Genomic DNA, 14,993 nt, shown 5'->3' on the forward strand with positions numbered 1-14,993 from the left:
CTGTCCGGGTAATTCCGGCGTAGGGAGCAGCAACATGGTGAATGTCAGCACGATCCGTCCGGCGGTCACCACGGGCCCGATCTCGGGCTCGGAGAAGATCTATCGCGGAGAGCTCGGGGTACCGGCGCGCCGCGTGAATCTCACCAACGGCGAGCACTTCGACCTGTACGACACGTCCGGTCCGTACACCGACGCGTCGGCGCAGATCGACGTCCAGACCGGTCTGCCCGCGTTGCGGCGCGCGTGGATCGCCGGGCGCGAGTCGCGGACCCAGCTCGGGCACGCACGGGCCGGGGTGATCACCGAGGAGATGCGGTACGTCGCCTTGCGGGAGGGACTCGATCCGGAGTTCGTCCGGGCGGAGGTGGCGCGCGGCCGCGCGGTGATCCCGGCGAACCGGAGGCATCCGGAGAGCGAGCCGATGATCATCGGGAAGAAGTTCCTGGTGAAGGTGAACGCGAACATCGGCAACTCCGCCGTCAGCAGCTCGGTCGAGGAAGAGGTGGAGAAACTCGTCTGGGCGACCCGGTGGGGCGCGGACACGGTGATGGACCTGTCCACCGGGAAGAACATCCACGAGACGCGGGAGTGGATCCTGCGCAACTCGCCGGTGCCGATCGGGACGGTGCCGTTGTACCAGGCGCTGGAGAAGGTGAAGGGCGATCCGGCGGCGCTGTCGTGGGAGGTGTACCGCGAGACCGTGATCGAGCAGTGCGAGCAGGGCGTGGACTACATGACCGTGCACGCCGGCGTACTGCTGCGGTACGTGCCGCTGACCGCGCGGCGGATCACCGGGATCGTGTCGCGCGGCGGATCGATCATGGCCGCGTGGTGCCTGGCGCACCACCAGGAGTCCTTCCTCTACACGCATTTCGCGGAGCTGTGCGAGATTCTCCGCGAGTACGACGTGACGTTCTCGCTGGGCGACGGGTTGCGGCCGGGGTGTATCGCGGACGCCAACGACGAGGCGCAGTTCGCCGAACTGCGGACCCTGGGGGAGCTGACGCGGATCGCCTGGGAGCACGACGTACAGGTGATGATCGAAGGCCCCGGACACGTGCCGATGCACAAGATCGCCGAGAACGTCCGGCTCGAGGAGGAGCTCTGCGGGGAGGCGCCGTTCTACACCTTGGGGCCGTTGGCAACCGATGTGGCGCCGGCCTACGACCACATCACGTCGGCGATCGGCGCGGCCCAGATCGGCTGGCTGGGTACGGCGATGCTCTGCTACGTCACGCCCAAGGAGCACCTCGGCCTGCCCGATCGTGACGACGTGAAGACCGGCGTGATCACGTACAAGATCGCCGCCCACGCGGCCGATCTGGCCAAGGGACATCCGGGTGCGCAGGACTGGGACGACACGTTGTCGAAGGCAAGGTTCGAGTTCCGCTGGGAGGACCAGTTCAACCTCTCGCTGGATCCGGACACCGCCCGGTCCTTCCACGACGAGACGTTGCCGGCCGAGCCCGCGAAGACCGCGCACTTCTGCTCGATGTGCGGCCCGAAGTTCTGCTCGATGCGGATCACTGCCGACATCCGCGCGTACGCCGAGGAACGTGGCCTGACCTCCGCCGAGGCCATCGAGGCCGGCTTCGCCGAGATGTCGGAAACCTTCAAGGCAGGCGACCAGAAACTCCACCTGCCGATCACGGACTGAGTACAGCACCTGTCCGGCCCGGCGTGAACCTGACTCCGGGCCGGATACGGTGAGTAACTGGCTGAACCGATTCAGGTTTTGGCCTTCACTCTACGTGAATAAGACTGTAGCCTTAAGCCGTTCAGAAGGAGGTGCAGGGCATGGTCTTCGTTCTCACGGTAGATCAGCGCGGCAGCCGAAGCACGAGCGATCTCGTACCTGAGCTACTCAACTCCCTGAACCGCCGGCCGCGGCGGATCGGACTGCTGCGGAAGTTCGAGCGGACCGCCGGCGACGAGGTGCAGGGCGTGCTGTCCGAGGCCCGTCCGACCGTCGACGTGATCGTCGAACTGCTGCGGTCCGACAACTGGTACGTCGGACTCGGCGTCGGTGAGGTCACCGAGCCGCTGCCGCGCAGTACCCGGGCCGGAAGCGGCGACGCGTACGTGTTCGCGCGGGAGGCGGTGACGCGGGCGAAGTCCAGTCAGCACCACGTGAACGTGGTCGGAGCAGACCCGCGCAGAGCGGAGCAGGTGGAGACGGTGCTGTGGTTGATGGCGTCCGTGCTGCGGCGTCGCAGTGACCGTGGCTGGGCAGTGGCGGATCTGTTGGGCGAAGGACTCACGAGGCGGGAGATCGGCGTGAAACTCGGCATCAGCCAGTCGGCGGTGACGCAACGCGCCCAGGCCGCGGGCTTCGCCGAGGAACAGCGCGGACGGGTGCTGGCCGCGGATCTTCTCGGCGCCGGGGCTGCTGCGTGACGGCACTGATCCTGTCCCTGACCGGTGCCGCACTGGTCCTCGCCGTACTCGCCTGGGTGCCCAGGTCGTCCGGCTCCAACCTCGAGATCGTCATCAGTGCCGTCATGCTGGCCTGTCTGGCCGCTGTCGGCGTGCTGCTGCTCGCCGGGCATGGCGTGTCCGGCTGGGCCGAGCGCTGGTGGAACGTACTGCTCCTGCTGGCCGGAGCGTTGGCGGTGACGGGTGGCGGGCCTCTGACGACCTCTGTGATGGCCCTGGCCGACCGGAGGAGCACACGTGCCCAGTCGACGCAGAAAGCCGGTGAGGTACTGCGTGGCGGCGCTCTGATCGGTGCACTCGAGCGAATGGCCATCTACGCATCGCTGGTTGCCGGCTGGCCGGAAGGCATCGCTGTGGTGCTGGCGATCAAGGGACTGGCCAGGTACCCCGAGCTCCGCAGCCCCGACCAGCCCGCCTCGGTCACACCGCAAGCCGTTGCCGAACGCTTCATCATCGGCACGTTCAGCAGTGTGCTGTGGGCAGTGGCCTGCGCCGGTCTCCTACGCTCGCACTGACGTCAGGTGCGCACCACGTAGGTGTTCATGACCTTGTCGTGCCACGTCTGCTTCTGGTCGTCCCACAGGGGCCACAGGACGTTCAGGAAGCAGGCGTTGTTGAAGATGCCGCTGAGGAAGTCGCGGAGGAAGGACCGGCCGGCGCCGATCGGCTCTCCGGTCACGGCGTCGATCAGCTTGATGTGCAGTGCGCTCTTGCCCACGCTCTGGCCGGTCCGTCCCTGCCGGAAGACCCGGTTCCACAGGCTGAGCGCGATGCTGGCGATGGTGCCGACGAAGAAGAGGATGATCGACCACCACTGCGGAACGTCGTCCGGGGGCGGGTTGCCGTCGCGTGCTGCGGTGTTCGCGATCAGAGCGCCGAATCCGATCAGTAGCGGCACCAGTGAGATCAGGCTGTCGATGAGCGACGCGGCGACGCGCGGTCCCCAGTCGGCCAGGGGAGGCAGCTGAGAGCCGTAGCCGTAGCCGTAGGTGCCGTAGGGCTGCTGGCCGTAGCCCGAGCCGTACGGCTGCCCGTAGCCCTGCCCGTACGGCGCCTGCTGCGGATGCTGCTGCGGGTGCCCGTATCCGTACCCCGGCTGGACGTTCCCGTACGGCTGGTCCTGCGGGCGGTCGTCGTCTGGCGGCATCGGAGTGCTCATGCCATCAGTATCGCGGGTACCGTTGGAGCGTGACCTTCGCGGTGGTGTCCCGTCCACAAGGACCGGTGAAACCTGTCGATCGCCGCGTCTGGGGACTGGCCGGAGTGGGGATCGGCGGGTTCGCGCTGGCCGGGATCTACCGGCTGTCCGGCCTCGGGATCCCCTGCCCGCTGCACACGCTGACGGGTCTCGACTGCCCGTTCTGCGGCGCGACCAGAATGGCCGCGGCACTCCTCGAAGGCGATCTGAACGCCGCCTGGCACTTCAACGCGGCGGTCCTGATCCTCGGCCCACTCATTGGCGTTGCCATCGGCTACGAGGTCCTCGCCTGGTCGTTGGCCCGCGCCGGCTGGCTCCACCTGCCACGGCAGCGCCTCAGCCCGCGGGCGGTAGCAATCCTCACAAAGGTTGCTCTGGGCGCCTTGCTGATCTTCGGCGTACTACGGAACTTCTGAACGCCGGTCACCTGATCAGGCCGGCGCGCTGCCACGCGGCCTGCACGAACGGCGGGACCGCGAGGTCGATCCGCCGGTTGAACGCGACGTGGTTCAACATGACGTCGAACCACACCGGCCGCGGCACCCGCAGCTTGTACTGAGTGTCCCCGTAGGCGAGGACAGTCCCGTCATGCTCGGTCCACATACGGGTCACGGCAGCCAGGCCGAAGTCCTGCTGGCCGTTGCGGTTCAGCAGCAGCACGCGGTGCCGCGTGAGTACCGCCGTACCGTTGTCGATGGTGCGCCAATGCGCTGCCGACGCGTTGCCGTGGGAGCTCCCGAAGGCGAGCCGGATGCCGTCGAACCGTTGCACCTCGCACGGTTCGACCGCGTGAGCGGTCTCGCCGGGACCCAGGGGCACCGGCGGCGGGAGAGGCTGCAGCTGAACACCCTGGCCCAATGCGCTCCACAGATTCCACGCATCCCACCAGTCCTGCTCAAACGGATTCAGCACAGCCCCTCCCCAGTTTCCTTCAGCCGACTACCGGAGCCCGATTACCAGCGTGTTCGCGGCCTTGTCGTGCCATCCCTGCACCCGGCCGGAGCTGTCGAACAGCGGCGACAGGTAGACGAGGATCGCGCCGATGTAGCAGAGGAACGAGCCGATCATCGGCAGCAGCCAGCGCATGAAGGCCGGACCGAAGCCAGGAACCTGACCGTCCGCGGAACGGACGACCTTGATGCCCATGACCATCTTGCCGACCGTCTGGCCCTTGAACGCCGTCAGCAGCAACTCGTACAGGATCGTGATCAGTACGGAGATGCCGAGGAAGGCGAAGAACCCGCCCAGGATGCCGGCGGTCTCGCCGTCGGACACGGTGCCGTCGTTGGTCGCCGCCGCCGTACCGCCGATGAAGATGAAGTACAGGATGCCGACGACCGCGTACAGGATGACGCTGTCGATGATGCGTGCGAGCGCACGCGATCCGATCGTCGCCACCTTCACGGTGCCCATGCCCGGGATCTGCACGAGACCGCTCTGGGCCTGCGCCACCTGGCCGTAGTCAGGACCCTGCGGGTAGCCGCCGGGCTGACCGTAGCCGGGCTGGCCCGGCTGCTGGCCGTACTGGGGCTGGCCGTAACCGGGCTGACCGGGCTGACCCGGCTGCTGGCCGTACTGCGGCTGGCCGTAGCCAGGCTGACCGGGCTGGCCACCCTGACCGGGCTGCTGGCCGTAACCCGGCTGACCAGGCTGTCCGCCCGGCTGGCCCGGCTGCTGGCCGTACTGACCCGGCTGACCAGGCTGCTGGCCGTATTGACCCGGCTGTCCCGGCGGTGTCGCACCGGGCTGGCCGTACGGGTTCTGTCCGGGCCCTTGGGCGCCCGGTCCCTGGTTCCGGCCGTCCTCCGGTCCGGTGCCCGGGGGTACGTTCTGGTCGCTCACGATGGTCCTTTCGTCACAGTTCACCCGCGTTTACTGGGCAAAGGCTAGCGGTCGGAGGGCCACTGCGGTGGGCACGGCAGACGCGAAACGCCCGATCTGTGGACAGTTGCACCAATTGACACCAAATACAGCTACGGACCGGCGAATCGCCGGCCCGTAGCTGTGGATAACTCGTACGACGGATCAGCCGAAGCGGCCGGTGATGTAGTCCTCGGTCGCTTTTTCGCCCGGATTGGAGAAGATCTGCTTGGTCGGGGCCATCTCGATCAGCCGGCCGGGCTTGCCGGTCGCGGCCAGGTTGAAGAAGGCCGTCTGGTCCGAAACCCGGGCCGCCTGCTGCATGTTGTGCGTGACGATGACAACAGTGAAACGGTCCTTGAGCTTCTCGATCAGGTCCTCGATCGCCAGCGTCGAGATCGGGTCCAGGGCCGAGCAGGGCTCGTCCATCAGGATCACCTCGGGCTCGACCGCGATCGCCCGGGCGATGCAGAGCCGCTGCTGCTGACCGCCGGACAGGCCCGCGCCCGGCTTGTCGAGCCGGTCCTTCACCTCGTTCCACAGGTTCGCGCCGTGCAAGGACCTCTCGACCACCTCGGTCAGCTTCTTACGGTCCTTGACGCCGTTCAGCTTCAGGCCGGACGCGACGTTGTCGAAGATCGACATCGTCGGGAACGGGTTCGGCCGCTGGAACACCATGCCGACAACCCGCCGTACCGCCACCGGGTCGATGCCGGTGGCATACAGGTCCTGCTGGTCCAGCATCACCTTGCCCTCGACACGGGCGCCGGGGATCACCTCGTGCATCCGGTTCAAGGTGCGCAGGAACGTGGACTTGCCGCAGCCGGACGGGCCGATGAACGCGGTGACCGAGCGGGGCTCGACCGTCATCGACACGTCCTCGACGGCCTTGAAGTCGCCGTAGTAGACGTTGAGGCCGCTGACCTCGATGCGCTTAGCCATATCGACTCAGAACCTCTCGACTATTTCGACTTGATGGTGCTGAACCGGGCGATCAGCCGGGCCAGCAGGTTGAGGGCAAGAACCAGCAGGATCAGGGTGAGTGCCGCCGCCCAGACCCGGTCCGCGGCGTTCGGCAACGCCAGCTCGGTGCGGTCCTGGTTGATCATCGTCGGCAGCGCGCCCATGAATCCGTTGAACGGGTTCAGGTTGATGTTCTTGGAGTAGCCGACCAGGATCAGCAGCGGCGCGGTCTCACCCATCACCCGGGCCAGACCGAGCATCACGCCGGTGATGATGCCGCCGAACGCCGTCGGTACGACGACCTTCAGGATCGTCTTCCACTTCGGTACGCCGAGCGCGTACGACGCCTCCCGTAACTCGTCCGGCACGAGTTTCAGCATCTCCTCGGTGGACCGCAGTACGACCGGAAGCATCAGCAGCACCAGCGACAGCGACACCGCGAAACCCACGCGGTTGAAGCCGAACACGGTGATCCAGACCGCGTAGACGAACAGTGCGGCGACGATCGACGGCACACCGGTGAGGATGTCGATCATGAAGCTGACGACCTTGGCGGCCCGGGTGCCCTTGCCGTACTCGACCAGGTAGACCGCGCCGAGAATCGCGATCGGAACCGCGACCACCGCGGTGATCAGCGCCATGATCAGCGTGCCCATGATCGCGTGGTACGCGCCGCCGCCGGCCCGCCGGACCGTGATGCCACGCTGCGACTGGCTCCACCAGTCCGCACTCAGCAGCAGGTGATAACCCTTGCTGACCACGGTGAACAGGATCCACACCAGCGGGATCATCGCGACCACGAAGGCCAGCACGATCAGCACGGTGGCCAGTGTGTTCTTGAAGGCCCGGGCGCCCGACTTCCCGGTCAGGTCCAGGACCTTCCCGTCGTACGCCGGCTTGTTCTCTGCGATGGCGGTCATGCGGAGGCTCCTTCGGCTGCTCCCGCGCGGCGGTTGCGACGGGGGCGCTTGGTGCCGGGCGTACTGCGGTCGACGATGATCCGGGCCGCGGAGTTGACCAGGAACGTGACGACGAACAGCACCAGGCCGGCCGCGATGTACGCGCCGGTCTTCTCCGGCGAGTCGAACTCGGCGGCGTTGTTGGCGATCTTCGACGCGAACGTCTCGCCACCGGCGAAGATCGACGAGTTCCACGGGTCGTTGCCGTTCGGCACCGACAGGATGATCAGTACGGCGACGGTTTCACCGAGCGCCCGGCCGAGACCGAGCATCGAGGCGCTCACCACGCCGGAACGCCCGTACGGCAGCACGGACATCCGGATCATCTCCCACTTCGTCGCGCCCAGGGCGAGCGCGCCCTCGCGGTGCGCGATCGGCGTCTGCGCGAAGATCTCCCGGCTGATCGCGGTGACCACCGGAAGGATCATGATCGCCAGCACCACCGACGCGGTGAAGACCACGCCGACGTTGTCGCCCGGCGGCTTCTCGAACAGCGGGATCCAGCCGAGCGCCGTGGAGAGGCCGTTGATCACGGGGCGCAGGATCGGCGCGAAGAACAGGATGCCCCACAGGCCGTAGATGATCGACGGTACGGCGGCCAGCAGGTCGACCGCGTGCGCGACCGGGGCGGCCAGCCGTTTCGGGGCGTAGTACGTGACGAACAGCGCGACGCCGATCGCGATCGGGACCGCGATCAGCATCGCGATGATCGAGCTGATCACGGTGGTGTAGAAGAGCGCCGCGATGCCGAACCGCGGGTCGTCGCCGCCCGGCTCCCAGATCCGGGAGAACAAGAAGTTGCTCTTGTCATCGATCAGCGCCGGGATCGCCAGCGCCAGCAGGAAGATGCCGACGAACGCGACGATCAGGACCACCAGGCCGCCGGAGCCGCGGGCGAGCCCGCCGAACAGCCGGTCGCCGAGGTGACCGACCGGGCCGAGCTCGAGCTTGCCGCCCGTGCCGGTCTTCGGGTCCGCGGCCTCGACACCGGACTCGGTCATCACCTCGGCGGCCGGCTGTGCCGCCTCATGGTCAGCGTGTTCAGCGTGTTCAGTGGCCAGGCCGCCGAACTGCGGGGTCGGGCCGGCGTCCTCGTGGACCAGATCCTCGATCTTCGGGTCTGTCTCGTCGGCGGCTGTGCCGTCCGGCCGGTCGGGCGGTGCCGTGCCGTCTGGACTACTCATTTCGATGCTGCTCCAAGCGCCTGAGTCGTGATGTCACGTCTGGGTCTGACTGACGAGGCGAGCCCCGGCGTCCTCCGATGACTCGGATCGGCCGGGGCTCGCATCAGTACCGCGTCTCGATCAGCTGATCGCCTGGATGGCGGCCTCGACCTTGGTCTGGATCTCGGCCGGGAGCGGCGCGTAGTTCAGGTCGGTCAGGGACGCCTGGCCGTCCTTGCTGACGAAGTAGCTCAGGAAGCTCTTCACCAGCGCGGTCTTCTCGGCCGGAAGGCCCTTGGTGCAGGCGATTTCGTAGGTGACCAGGATGATCGGGTACGCACCCGGGGCCTTGGTCGCGTAGTCCAGCTTCAGGGCCAGATCGGACCCGGTGCCGGCCGGCTTCGCGGCGGCCAGCGCCTTGCCGGCGGACTCGGCGGACAGCTCCACCGGGGTGCCCGAGCCGGTCTCGATCTGGGCGACGCCGAGCTTGTTGTCGACGGCGTACGACCACTCGACGTACGTGATCGAGTTCTTGCTGCTCTTCACGCCTTCGGCGACACCGGCCGACTTCTCCTTGCCGGAGCCGGTACCGGTCCACTTCTTGGCCGGCTCACCGGTCCAGGCGCCGCCACCGGCCGCCTTCAGGTACTTGCTGAAGTTCTCGGTGGTGCCGGACTCGTCGGAGCGGAAGAACACCGAGATCGGTGCCGACGGCAACGTGACGCCGGCGTTCAGCTTGGCGATCGCCGGGTCGTTCCAGGTCTTGATCGTGCCCTGGAAGATCTTCGCGGCGGTCGGGCCGTCGAGGACCAGCTTGGTCACGCCGTCGACGTTGTAGGCGATCGCGACCGGGCCGATGACCATCGGCAGGTCGACGGCCGCGTTCCCCGCGCAGCGCTTCGTGGCCGCGGTCATCTCGTCCGGCTTCAGGGCCGAGTCGGAGCCGGCGAAGTCGACCTGGTTCGCGTTGAACTGCTTGATACCCGCGCCGGAACCGGTCGGGTTGTAGTTCACCGTGACGTCGGCGCACTGCTCGTTGTACTTGCTGATGACTTCCTCGATGGCGTTCTTCTGCGCCGAGGAACCCTCGGCGTTCAGCGTGCCCTTCGGGCACTCGGCGCCGGCAGACGACGTCGAGGAGTCGGGGCTCGACGAACCGGCCGGCTCGGGGTCACTGCCACAGGCGCTCAGGGCGAGGACGCCGAGGGAGGCCACGGCGACGGAGCCGACGCGGAACAGGCGATTGACGGACACGAGAGTGTTGCCCTTCTGCGGGAATCAGACTTCTGAACTTCCACAGACGGTAGGGAGACCAGGTGACCGACCGGTCCGTCACCGGTGAACGAGCGGTGAACGGTTCCGGTAGCGTGCGCGACGCCTGGCGTGCCGACAGGCAGCCATTAGGTGAACTGAGTTAAGAGCCGTCACTCTCCGTCGATGTAAACGGCTGTTGGCTCACGTTTCGGTAACGCACAGCGCACCAACAACGTGAACGTTAGTACCTCGTCGGTGCCATCCGGGGCCGCGGACGTCAGCTCGAGAAGTCCTCCGGGGCGACGCCGTCGAGGAACTGCCGGAAGCGTTCCAGCTCGGCCTGTTCTTCTTCGGGGGTGGCGACGCCGGCTTCTCGAAGTACGTCTTCGGTGCAGCGGATCGGCGTACCGAGGCGGACAGCGAGCGCGACCGAGTCGCTCGGGCGGGCGGAGACCCTGGCGCCGTTGGCCAGCACGAGTTCGGCGTAGAACACGGCGTCGCGCAGCTCGACGATCTCGACGGCTTCGATGTGGACGCCGAACGCCTCGATCAGGTCGCGCATCAGGTCATGGGTGAGCGGCCGCGACGGACGCAGGCCCTGTTCCTCGTAGGCGATCGCGGTCGCCTCGACCGAGCCGATCGAGATCGGCAGGTAGCGGTAGCCCTCGGTCTCGCGCAGCATCATCACCGGGGCCCGGTTGGGCGATTCCATCCGGATCCCGATCAGTGTCAGTTCTCGCATCATCGTCATGGTGCGCCCCGAACCTCTCCTCAGACCGGCACCCGGTGGGGCGCCGGTTCCTCGGGTAGGAACATACCCGTCAGCTCCAGTGTCACCCGGGCACCCCGTCGGCTGTGCCTGGATCGTCACCGAGCCGTGTCGCGGCGGCTACGGTGCGCTGAACCGCTCGTGCACCAGGCGGCCGTCGGCCAGCCGATGTGCGACCAGAAACGCACCTGTGGAGAACTTGCCGACCTTCAGGCCGAGCTCCCGCGCCAGCGCCGGCAGGACCGGCCGGTGCGAGCAGACGACCGTCACCTTGCCCGGTCTCCACACCCGCTCGGCCAGACCGCGCAGCCCGTCCGGGTCGGCGTCGTACCCGCGTTCGGAGATCTCCGGCCACAGGTGGATATGCCGGTCGAGAGAGGCGGCGTACGGCGCGACTGTCGCAGCACACCGCTCCGCGTCGCTGCTGATGATCCGGTTGGCGCCTAGTGCTGCCAGTACGCCGGTCAGCCGCTGCGCAACCGCCGTACCGTTGCTGGTGAGTGGACGGATGGTGTCCTTGCCGTCCCAGTCCTTTCGCTTCACCGCCTCCGCATGGCGCACCACGATGACAGTGGCGACGACCGGCACCCCGCCGTCCAGTGCGTCCAGGATGTCGACGTCACGCGGGTAGCTGAGCTTGGTGCGGGCCTTGTCGACCGGGAGCCAACTGACCTGGTCCACCTCGTCGTTCGGCTCGAAGTCGCTGCCGTTGACCGGTACGGCGGACCAGTAGTGCACCAGCTTCTGGGTGGTCCCGCCGTTCTTGTGGATCGGGTACCGCTGCACCCCCAGCGGGGGACCGAGGACGACCTGTAGTCCGGTCTCCTCCTCGATCTCCCGCCGCGCACCGAGCAGCACGTGCTCGTGCGCGTTGAGCTTGCCTTTCGGGAGGGACCAGTCGTCGTACCGGGGACGGTGCACCAGCAGCACCTGCCGGGTGCCGCGGCGCTCTCGCCACACGACACCACCCGCGGCGAAGACCGTCGCCGGGTTGCTCATGGATTCACCCTAAGACGTGGCTAACCGATCGGTTCGGAGGCCCGGCGGCGGCCGCGGGTTGCGATCAGCCGTTCCTGCATGTCCCGCAGCGGCTCGCCGTCCGGTCCGCTGAGCCGGGCCTGCCAGGTGTCGTCCGCCTGCAGCCACCAGGAGCCGGTGCCGTCGTCCAGCGCCAGGTCGAACATCTCACCGAGCTCGTTGACGTGGTCCTGCTGCTTCAGCTGCACCAGCACCTCCACCCGGCGGTCCAGGTTGCGGTGCATCAGGTCGGCCGAGCCGATCCACACCTCCGGCTCACCGCCGTTCTCGAACAGGAACACCCGGCTGTGCTCGAGGAACCGGCCCAGGATGCTGCGGACCTGGATGTTCTCCGACAGGCCGGGGATACCGGGCCGGATCGTGCAGATGCCGCGGATCCACAGGTCAACGGGTACGCCGGCCTGGGACGCCCGGTAGAGCGCGTCGCACAGGGCCTCGTCGACCAGGCTGTTCACCTTGATCCGGATCCGCGCCGGGCGGCCGGCGTGGTGGTGCTGCACCTCACGGTCGATCCGCTCGACGAGCCCTCGCCGTACCGACTGGGGAGCGACCAGGATCCGCCGGTAGCCGGCGCTGCGACCGAAGCCGGACAGGTGGTTGAAGAGCAGTGCGACGTCCTCGGTCACCACCTTGTCGCTGGTCAGCAGGCCCAGGTCCTCGTAGAGCCGGGCCGTCTTCGGGTGGTAGTTGCCGGTCCCGATGTGCGCGTAGCGGCGTAGGCCGTCCGGCTCGTCGCGGACGACGAGAGACAGCTTGCAGTGCGTCTTGAGGCCGATCACGCCGTACACGACATGGCAGCCGGCATGCTCGAGCTGACGGGCCCACTTGATGTTCGCTTGCTCGTCGAAGCGCGCCTGGATCTCTACGAGGACCAGCACCTGCTTGCCGGCCTCGGCCGCGTCGATAAGCGCGTCGACGATCGGGGAGTCACCACTGGTCCGGTACAGCGTCTGCTTGATCGCCAGTACGTGCGGGTCCGCGGCTGCCTGCTCGATGAAGCGCTGGACGCTGGTGGAGAACGAGTCGTACGGGTGGTGGACGAGTACGTCGCGCTGCTTGAGCGCGTGGAACATGTCCGCCGGGTTGGAGGTCTCCACCTCGGCCAGGTGCGGATGCGTCGACGGCACGAACGCCGGGTACTTCAGCTCGGCCCGGTCCAGGCTGGCGATGGTGAACAGGCCACGCAGGTCCAGCGGGCCCGGCAGTTCGAACACCTCCGCCTCGGTGACGCCCAGTTCGGACAGCAGCAGCGCCTTCACCTGCGGGTCGATCGACTCCTCCACCTCGAGCCGGACCGGCGGACCGAACCGGCGGCGCAGCAGCTCCTTCTCGAGCGCGGCCAGCAGGTTCTCGGCGTCGTCCTCCTCGACCTCGAGGTCCTCGTTGCGCGTCACCCGGAACGTGTGGTGCTGGGTGACCTCCATCCCCGGGAACAGCTGGCCGAGGTGGGTGGCGATGACGTCCTCGAGCGGCACGAACCGGCCCTCGGCGACCTTCACGAACCGCGGCAGCAGCGGCGGCACCTTCACCCGGGCGAAGTGCTCACCGCCGGTGTCCGGGTTGCGGACCACGACCGCGAGATTCAGGCTCAGGCCGGAGATGTACGGGAACGGGTGCGACGGGTCGACCGCCAGCGGCGTCAGCACCGGGAAGACGCGGTCCCGGAAGAACCGGGTCATGTCCTCGCGCTCGCTGTGCTCCAGCTCGTCCCAGCGCAGGATGTCGATGCCCTGCTCGGTCAACGCCGGCTGCACCGACTTCCGCCACGTCTCCGCCTGCCGGTCCATCAGCTCACGGCTCCTCGCCAGGCTGCGGTCGAGAACCTCGCGGGGGAGCAGACCGCTGGCCGCCTTTACCGCGACCCCGGCCGCGATCCGGCGTTTCAAACCTGCCACCCGGACCATGTAGAACTCGTCCAGGTTGCTGGCGAAGATGGCGAGGAACTTGGCCCGCTCGAGCAGCGGGATCCGGTCGTTCTCGGCGAGCTCCAGGACCCGCTGGTTGAACGCGAGCCAGCTCAGTTCCCGGTCGGAGAACCGGTCCGCGGGGAGGTCACCGGCCGCACTGATGTCGTACGGCGGTTCAACGTCGTACTCCCTGTTGTGCGATGCCAGCAAGTCTCCAGCCACACCGCTCAGCATCCCATCCTTTGGTGAACAACGGGTAGCCGTCCGCGAGTTCCCGGATGTGACGTTTTCGTTGCCTGTCGAGCACTTCCCGGAGCCGTTCTCGCGCGCTGATTGCTTGCTGGTTGCTAGCGTCACCTCTTGTGAACCTACGACTGGACGCGGTACTGCGTGACACGGTGACCGCCGTACAAGCGAACGCCCTCGTCCCGCTGTACGCGCTGCCCGCCGCCGTCCGCCGACGGCTGGCCGGCGCCCCGATCCAGATCGACGGCAACACCATCGACCCCGACATCCAACTGCTCCTGCGGGTCGACAACCTGTTGCCACGCACAACCAAAACCGACGCCGCGACCGCCCGGACGCACTTCCGCAACCTCTGCAAACTGATCACCGGCACCCCCGCCGATCTACTCCGGGTCACCGACCTGACCGTCCGCGGCGCCGCGGGGCAACTCGGCGCCCGCCTCTACATCCCTCGCGGGGACGTAGGCCGCGGGCTGCTGGTGTTCTTCCACGGCGGCGGCTGGGTGGTCGGCGACCTCGGCACCCACGACGCGCTGTGCCGCGCGATCGCCGCCGACTCCGGCGTACGGGTCCTCTCCGTCGACTACCGCCTCGCCCCTGAAGCCCCCGCGCCGACCGCCGCCGAGGACGCCATCGCCGCGTTCACCTGGGCCGTCGACCACGCCGAGGACCTGGGCGCGGACCCCGCCCTGATAGCCGTCGGCGGCGACAGCGCAGGCGGCAACCTGGCCGCCGTAGTCGCCCAGCAGACAGTCCGCTGCGGCCTCCCGCAGCCGGCCCTCCAGGTTCTGCTCTACCCAGCCGTCGACCTGGTCGCCCGCCGCCCCAGCCGAGACCTCTTCTCCGAGGGCTTCATCCTCACCGAGGAGGACATCATCTGGTACCGGGACCTCTACACCCCCGACCCCACCCTCCGCCCCGACCCGATCGTCTCCCCCCTCCGAGCCGAAGACCTCACCGGCCTCCCACCCACCTACCTCACCACCGCCGGCTTCGACCCCCTCCGAGACGAAGGCCTCGAATACGCCGCCGCCCTGACCAAAGCCGGCAACCACCTAACCCACGTCCACCACAAATCCCTCCCCCACGGCCACGCCAACCTACTAACCACCCCCGGCCCCACCCGCCAAGCCCACACCCACCTAACAAACCACCTAAGAACCACCCTGCACTAACCACCCGCGAACATACGACCGTCCT

Annotated in this window: 15 protein-coding genes; 5 read left to right on the top strand and 10 right to left on the bottom strand. The window is 67.6% G+C overall.

Going from position 1 to position 14,993, the window contains the following annotated elements:
- Positions 1–34: 34 nt before the first annotated feature.
- The 3 genes from thiC (at position 35) to OHB24_RS16130 (ending at position 2,951) form a co-directional block, all read left to right on the top strand.
- The gene (gene thiC / locus OHB24_RS16120; RefSeq protein WP_327639835.1) at positions 35–1,657 is read left to right on the top strand and encodes a phosphomethylpyrimidine synthase ThiC; all 1,623 of its coding nucleotides are present in this window, start codon (positions 35–37) and stop codon (positions 1,655–1,657) included.
- A 140-nt stretch (positions 1,658–1,797) separates the two neighbouring features.
- Positions 1,798–2,397: a transposase gene (locus OHB24_RS16125; protein ID WP_327639836.1), complete on the top strand. Its 600-nt coding sequence runs from the start codon at positions 1,798–1,800 to the stop codon at positions 2,395–2,397.
- Positions 2,394–2,951: a hypothetical protein gene (locus tag OHB24_RS16130; protein WP_327639837.1), complete on the top strand. Its 558-nt coding sequence runs from the start codon at positions 2,394–2,396 to the stop codon at positions 2,949–2,951. The genes OHB24_RS16125 and OHB24_RS16130 overlap by 4 nt, the downstream gene beginning before the upstream one ends.
- 2 nt (positions 2,952–2,953) lie before the next feature.
- On the opposite strand, the gene OHB24_RS16135 is transcribed toward OHB24_RS16130, so the two are convergent.
- The gene (locus OHB24_RS16135) at positions 2,954–3,595 is read right to left on the bottom strand and encodes an RDD family protein (protein WP_327639838.1); all 642 of its coding nucleotides are present in this window, start codon (positions 3,593–3,595) and stop codon (positions 2,954–2,956) included.
- Positions 3,596–3,624: 29 nt separating this feature from the next.
- Between OHB24_RS16135 and OHB24_RS16140 the strand changes: the two genes are divergently transcribed.
- A complete protein-coding gene (locus tag OHB24_RS16140; RefSeq protein WP_327639839.1) occupies positions 3,625–4,050 on the top strand; it encodes a DUF2752 domain-containing protein in 426 nt (141 codons plus the stop codon).
- 7 nt (positions 4,051–4,057) lie between these two features.
- On the opposite strand, the gene OHB24_RS16145 is transcribed toward OHB24_RS16140, so the two are convergent.
- The 9 genes from OHB24_RS16145 to OHB24_RS16185 form a co-directional block, all read right to left on the bottom strand.
- Positions 4,058–4,546: a hypothetical protein gene (locus OHB24_RS16145; protein ID WP_327639840.1), complete on the bottom strand. Its 489-nt coding sequence runs from the start codon at positions 4,544–4,546 to the stop codon at positions 4,058–4,060.
- A gap of 27 nt (positions 4,547–4,573) precedes the next feature.
- The gene (locus OHB24_RS16150; protein ID WP_327639841.1) at positions 4,574–5,476 is read right to left on the bottom strand and encodes an RDD family protein; all 903 of its coding nucleotides are present in this window, start codon (positions 5,474–5,476) and stop codon (positions 4,574–4,576) included.
- 183 nt (positions 5,477–5,659) lie between these two features.
- Entirely contained in the window at positions 5,660–6,436 is a 777-nt protein-coding gene (gene pstB, locus OHB24_RS16155) for a phosphate ABC transporter ATP-binding protein PstB (RefSeq protein WP_327639842.1), read from the bottom strand.
- A gap of 20 nt (positions 6,437–6,456) precedes the next feature.
- On the bottom strand, positions 6,457–7,377 hold the full coding sequence (pstA, locus tag OHB24_RS16160) for a phosphate ABC transporter permease PstA (protein ID WP_327639843.1): 921 nt from the start codon (positions 7,375–7,377) through the stop codon (positions 6,457–6,459).
- The gene (gene pstC, locus OHB24_RS16165; RefSeq protein WP_327641074.1) at positions 7,374–8,417 is read right to left on the bottom strand and encodes a phosphate ABC transporter permease subunit PstC; all 1,044 of its coding nucleotides are present in this window, start codon (positions 8,415–8,417) and stop codon (positions 7,374–7,376) included. The genes pstA and pstC overlap by 4 nt, the downstream gene beginning before the upstream one ends.
- Before the next feature lie 303 nt (positions 8,418–8,720).
- Positions 8,721–9,833, bottom strand: coding sequence for a phosphate ABC transporter substrate-binding protein PstS (gene pstS / locus OHB24_RS16170; protein ID WP_327639844.1), 1,113 nt, complete (start codon positions 9,831–9,833; stop codon positions 8,721–8,723).
- Positions 9,834–10,110: 277 nt separating this feature from the next.
- Positions 10,111–10,584: a bifunctional nuclease family protein gene (locus OHB24_RS16175; RefSeq protein ID WP_442913973.1), complete on the bottom strand. Its 474-nt coding sequence runs from the start codon at positions 10,582–10,584 to the stop codon at positions 10,111–10,113.
- Positions 10,585–10,722: 138 nt separating this feature from the next.
- Positions 10,723–11,601, bottom strand: a complete 879-nt coding sequence (locus tag OHB24_RS16180; RefSeq protein ID WP_327639847.1) for an NUDIX hydrolase — start codon at positions 11,599–11,601, stop codon at positions 10,723–10,725.
- A 20-nt stretch (positions 11,602–11,621) separates the two neighbouring features.
- Positions 11,622–13,781 (bottom strand): RNA degradosome polyphosphate kinase, encoded by a 2,160-nt coding sequence (locus OHB24_RS16185; protein WP_327639848.1) that lies wholly within the window; start codon positions 13,779–13,781, stop codon positions 11,622–11,624.
- A gap of 128 nt (positions 13,782–13,909) precedes the next feature.
- Between OHB24_RS16185 and OHB24_RS16190 the strand changes: the two genes are divergently transcribed.
- Positions 13,910–14,968 carry an alpha/beta hydrolase gene (locus OHB24_RS16190; RefSeq protein ID WP_327639849.1) on the top strand — a complete coding sequence of 353 codons (1,059 nt, stop codon included), beginning with the start codon at positions 13,910–13,912 and terminating at the stop codon, positions 14,966–14,968.
- Positions 14,969–14,993 lie beyond the last annotated feature (25 nt).

Source organism: Kribbella sp. NBC_00482 (assembly GCF_036013725.1).
Lineage (GTDB): Bacteria > Actinomycetota > Actinomycetes > Propionibacteriales > Kribbellaceae > Kribbella.

What these genes read in the sequence shown, in the direction of transcription:
- thiC (WP_327639835.1), top strand. Translation starts at nt 35, where the DNA reads ATGGTGAATGTCAGCACGATCCGTCCGGCGGTCACCACGGGCCCGATC.
- OHB24_RS16125 (WP_327639836.1), top strand. Translation starts at nt 1,798, where the DNA reads ATGGTCTTCGTTCTCACGGTAGATCAGCGCGGCAGCCGAAGCACGAGC.
- OHB24_RS16135 (WP_327639838.1), bottom strand. Translation starts at nt 3,595, where the DNA reads ATGAGCACTCCGATGCCGCCAGACGACGACCGCCCGCAGGACCAGCCG.
- pstB (WP_327639842.1), bottom strand. Translation starts at nt 6,436, where the DNA reads ATGGCTAAGCGCATCGAGGTCAGCGGCCTCAACGTCTACTACGGCGAC.
- pstA (WP_327639843.1), bottom strand. Translation starts at nt 7,377, where the DNA reads ATGACCGCCATCGCAGAGAACAAGCCGGCGTACGACGGGAAGGTCCTG.
- pstC (WP_327641074.1), bottom strand. Translation starts at nt 8,417, where the DNA reads ATGACCGAGTCCGGTGTCGAGGCCGCGGACCCGAAGACCGGCACGGGC.
- OHB24_RS16175 (WP_442913973.1), bottom strand. Translation starts at nt 10,584, where the DNA reads ATGACGATGATGCGAGAACTGACACTGATCGGGATCCGGATGGAATCG.
- OHB24_RS16180 (WP_327639847.1), bottom strand. Translation starts at nt 11,601, where the DNA reads ATGAGCAACCCGGCGACGGTCTTCGCCGCGGGTGGTGTCGTGTGGCGA.
- OHB24_RS16185 (WP_327639848.1), bottom strand. Translation starts at nt 13,781, where the DNA reads ATGCTGAGCGGTGTGGCTGGAGACTTGCTGGCATCGCACAACAGGGAG.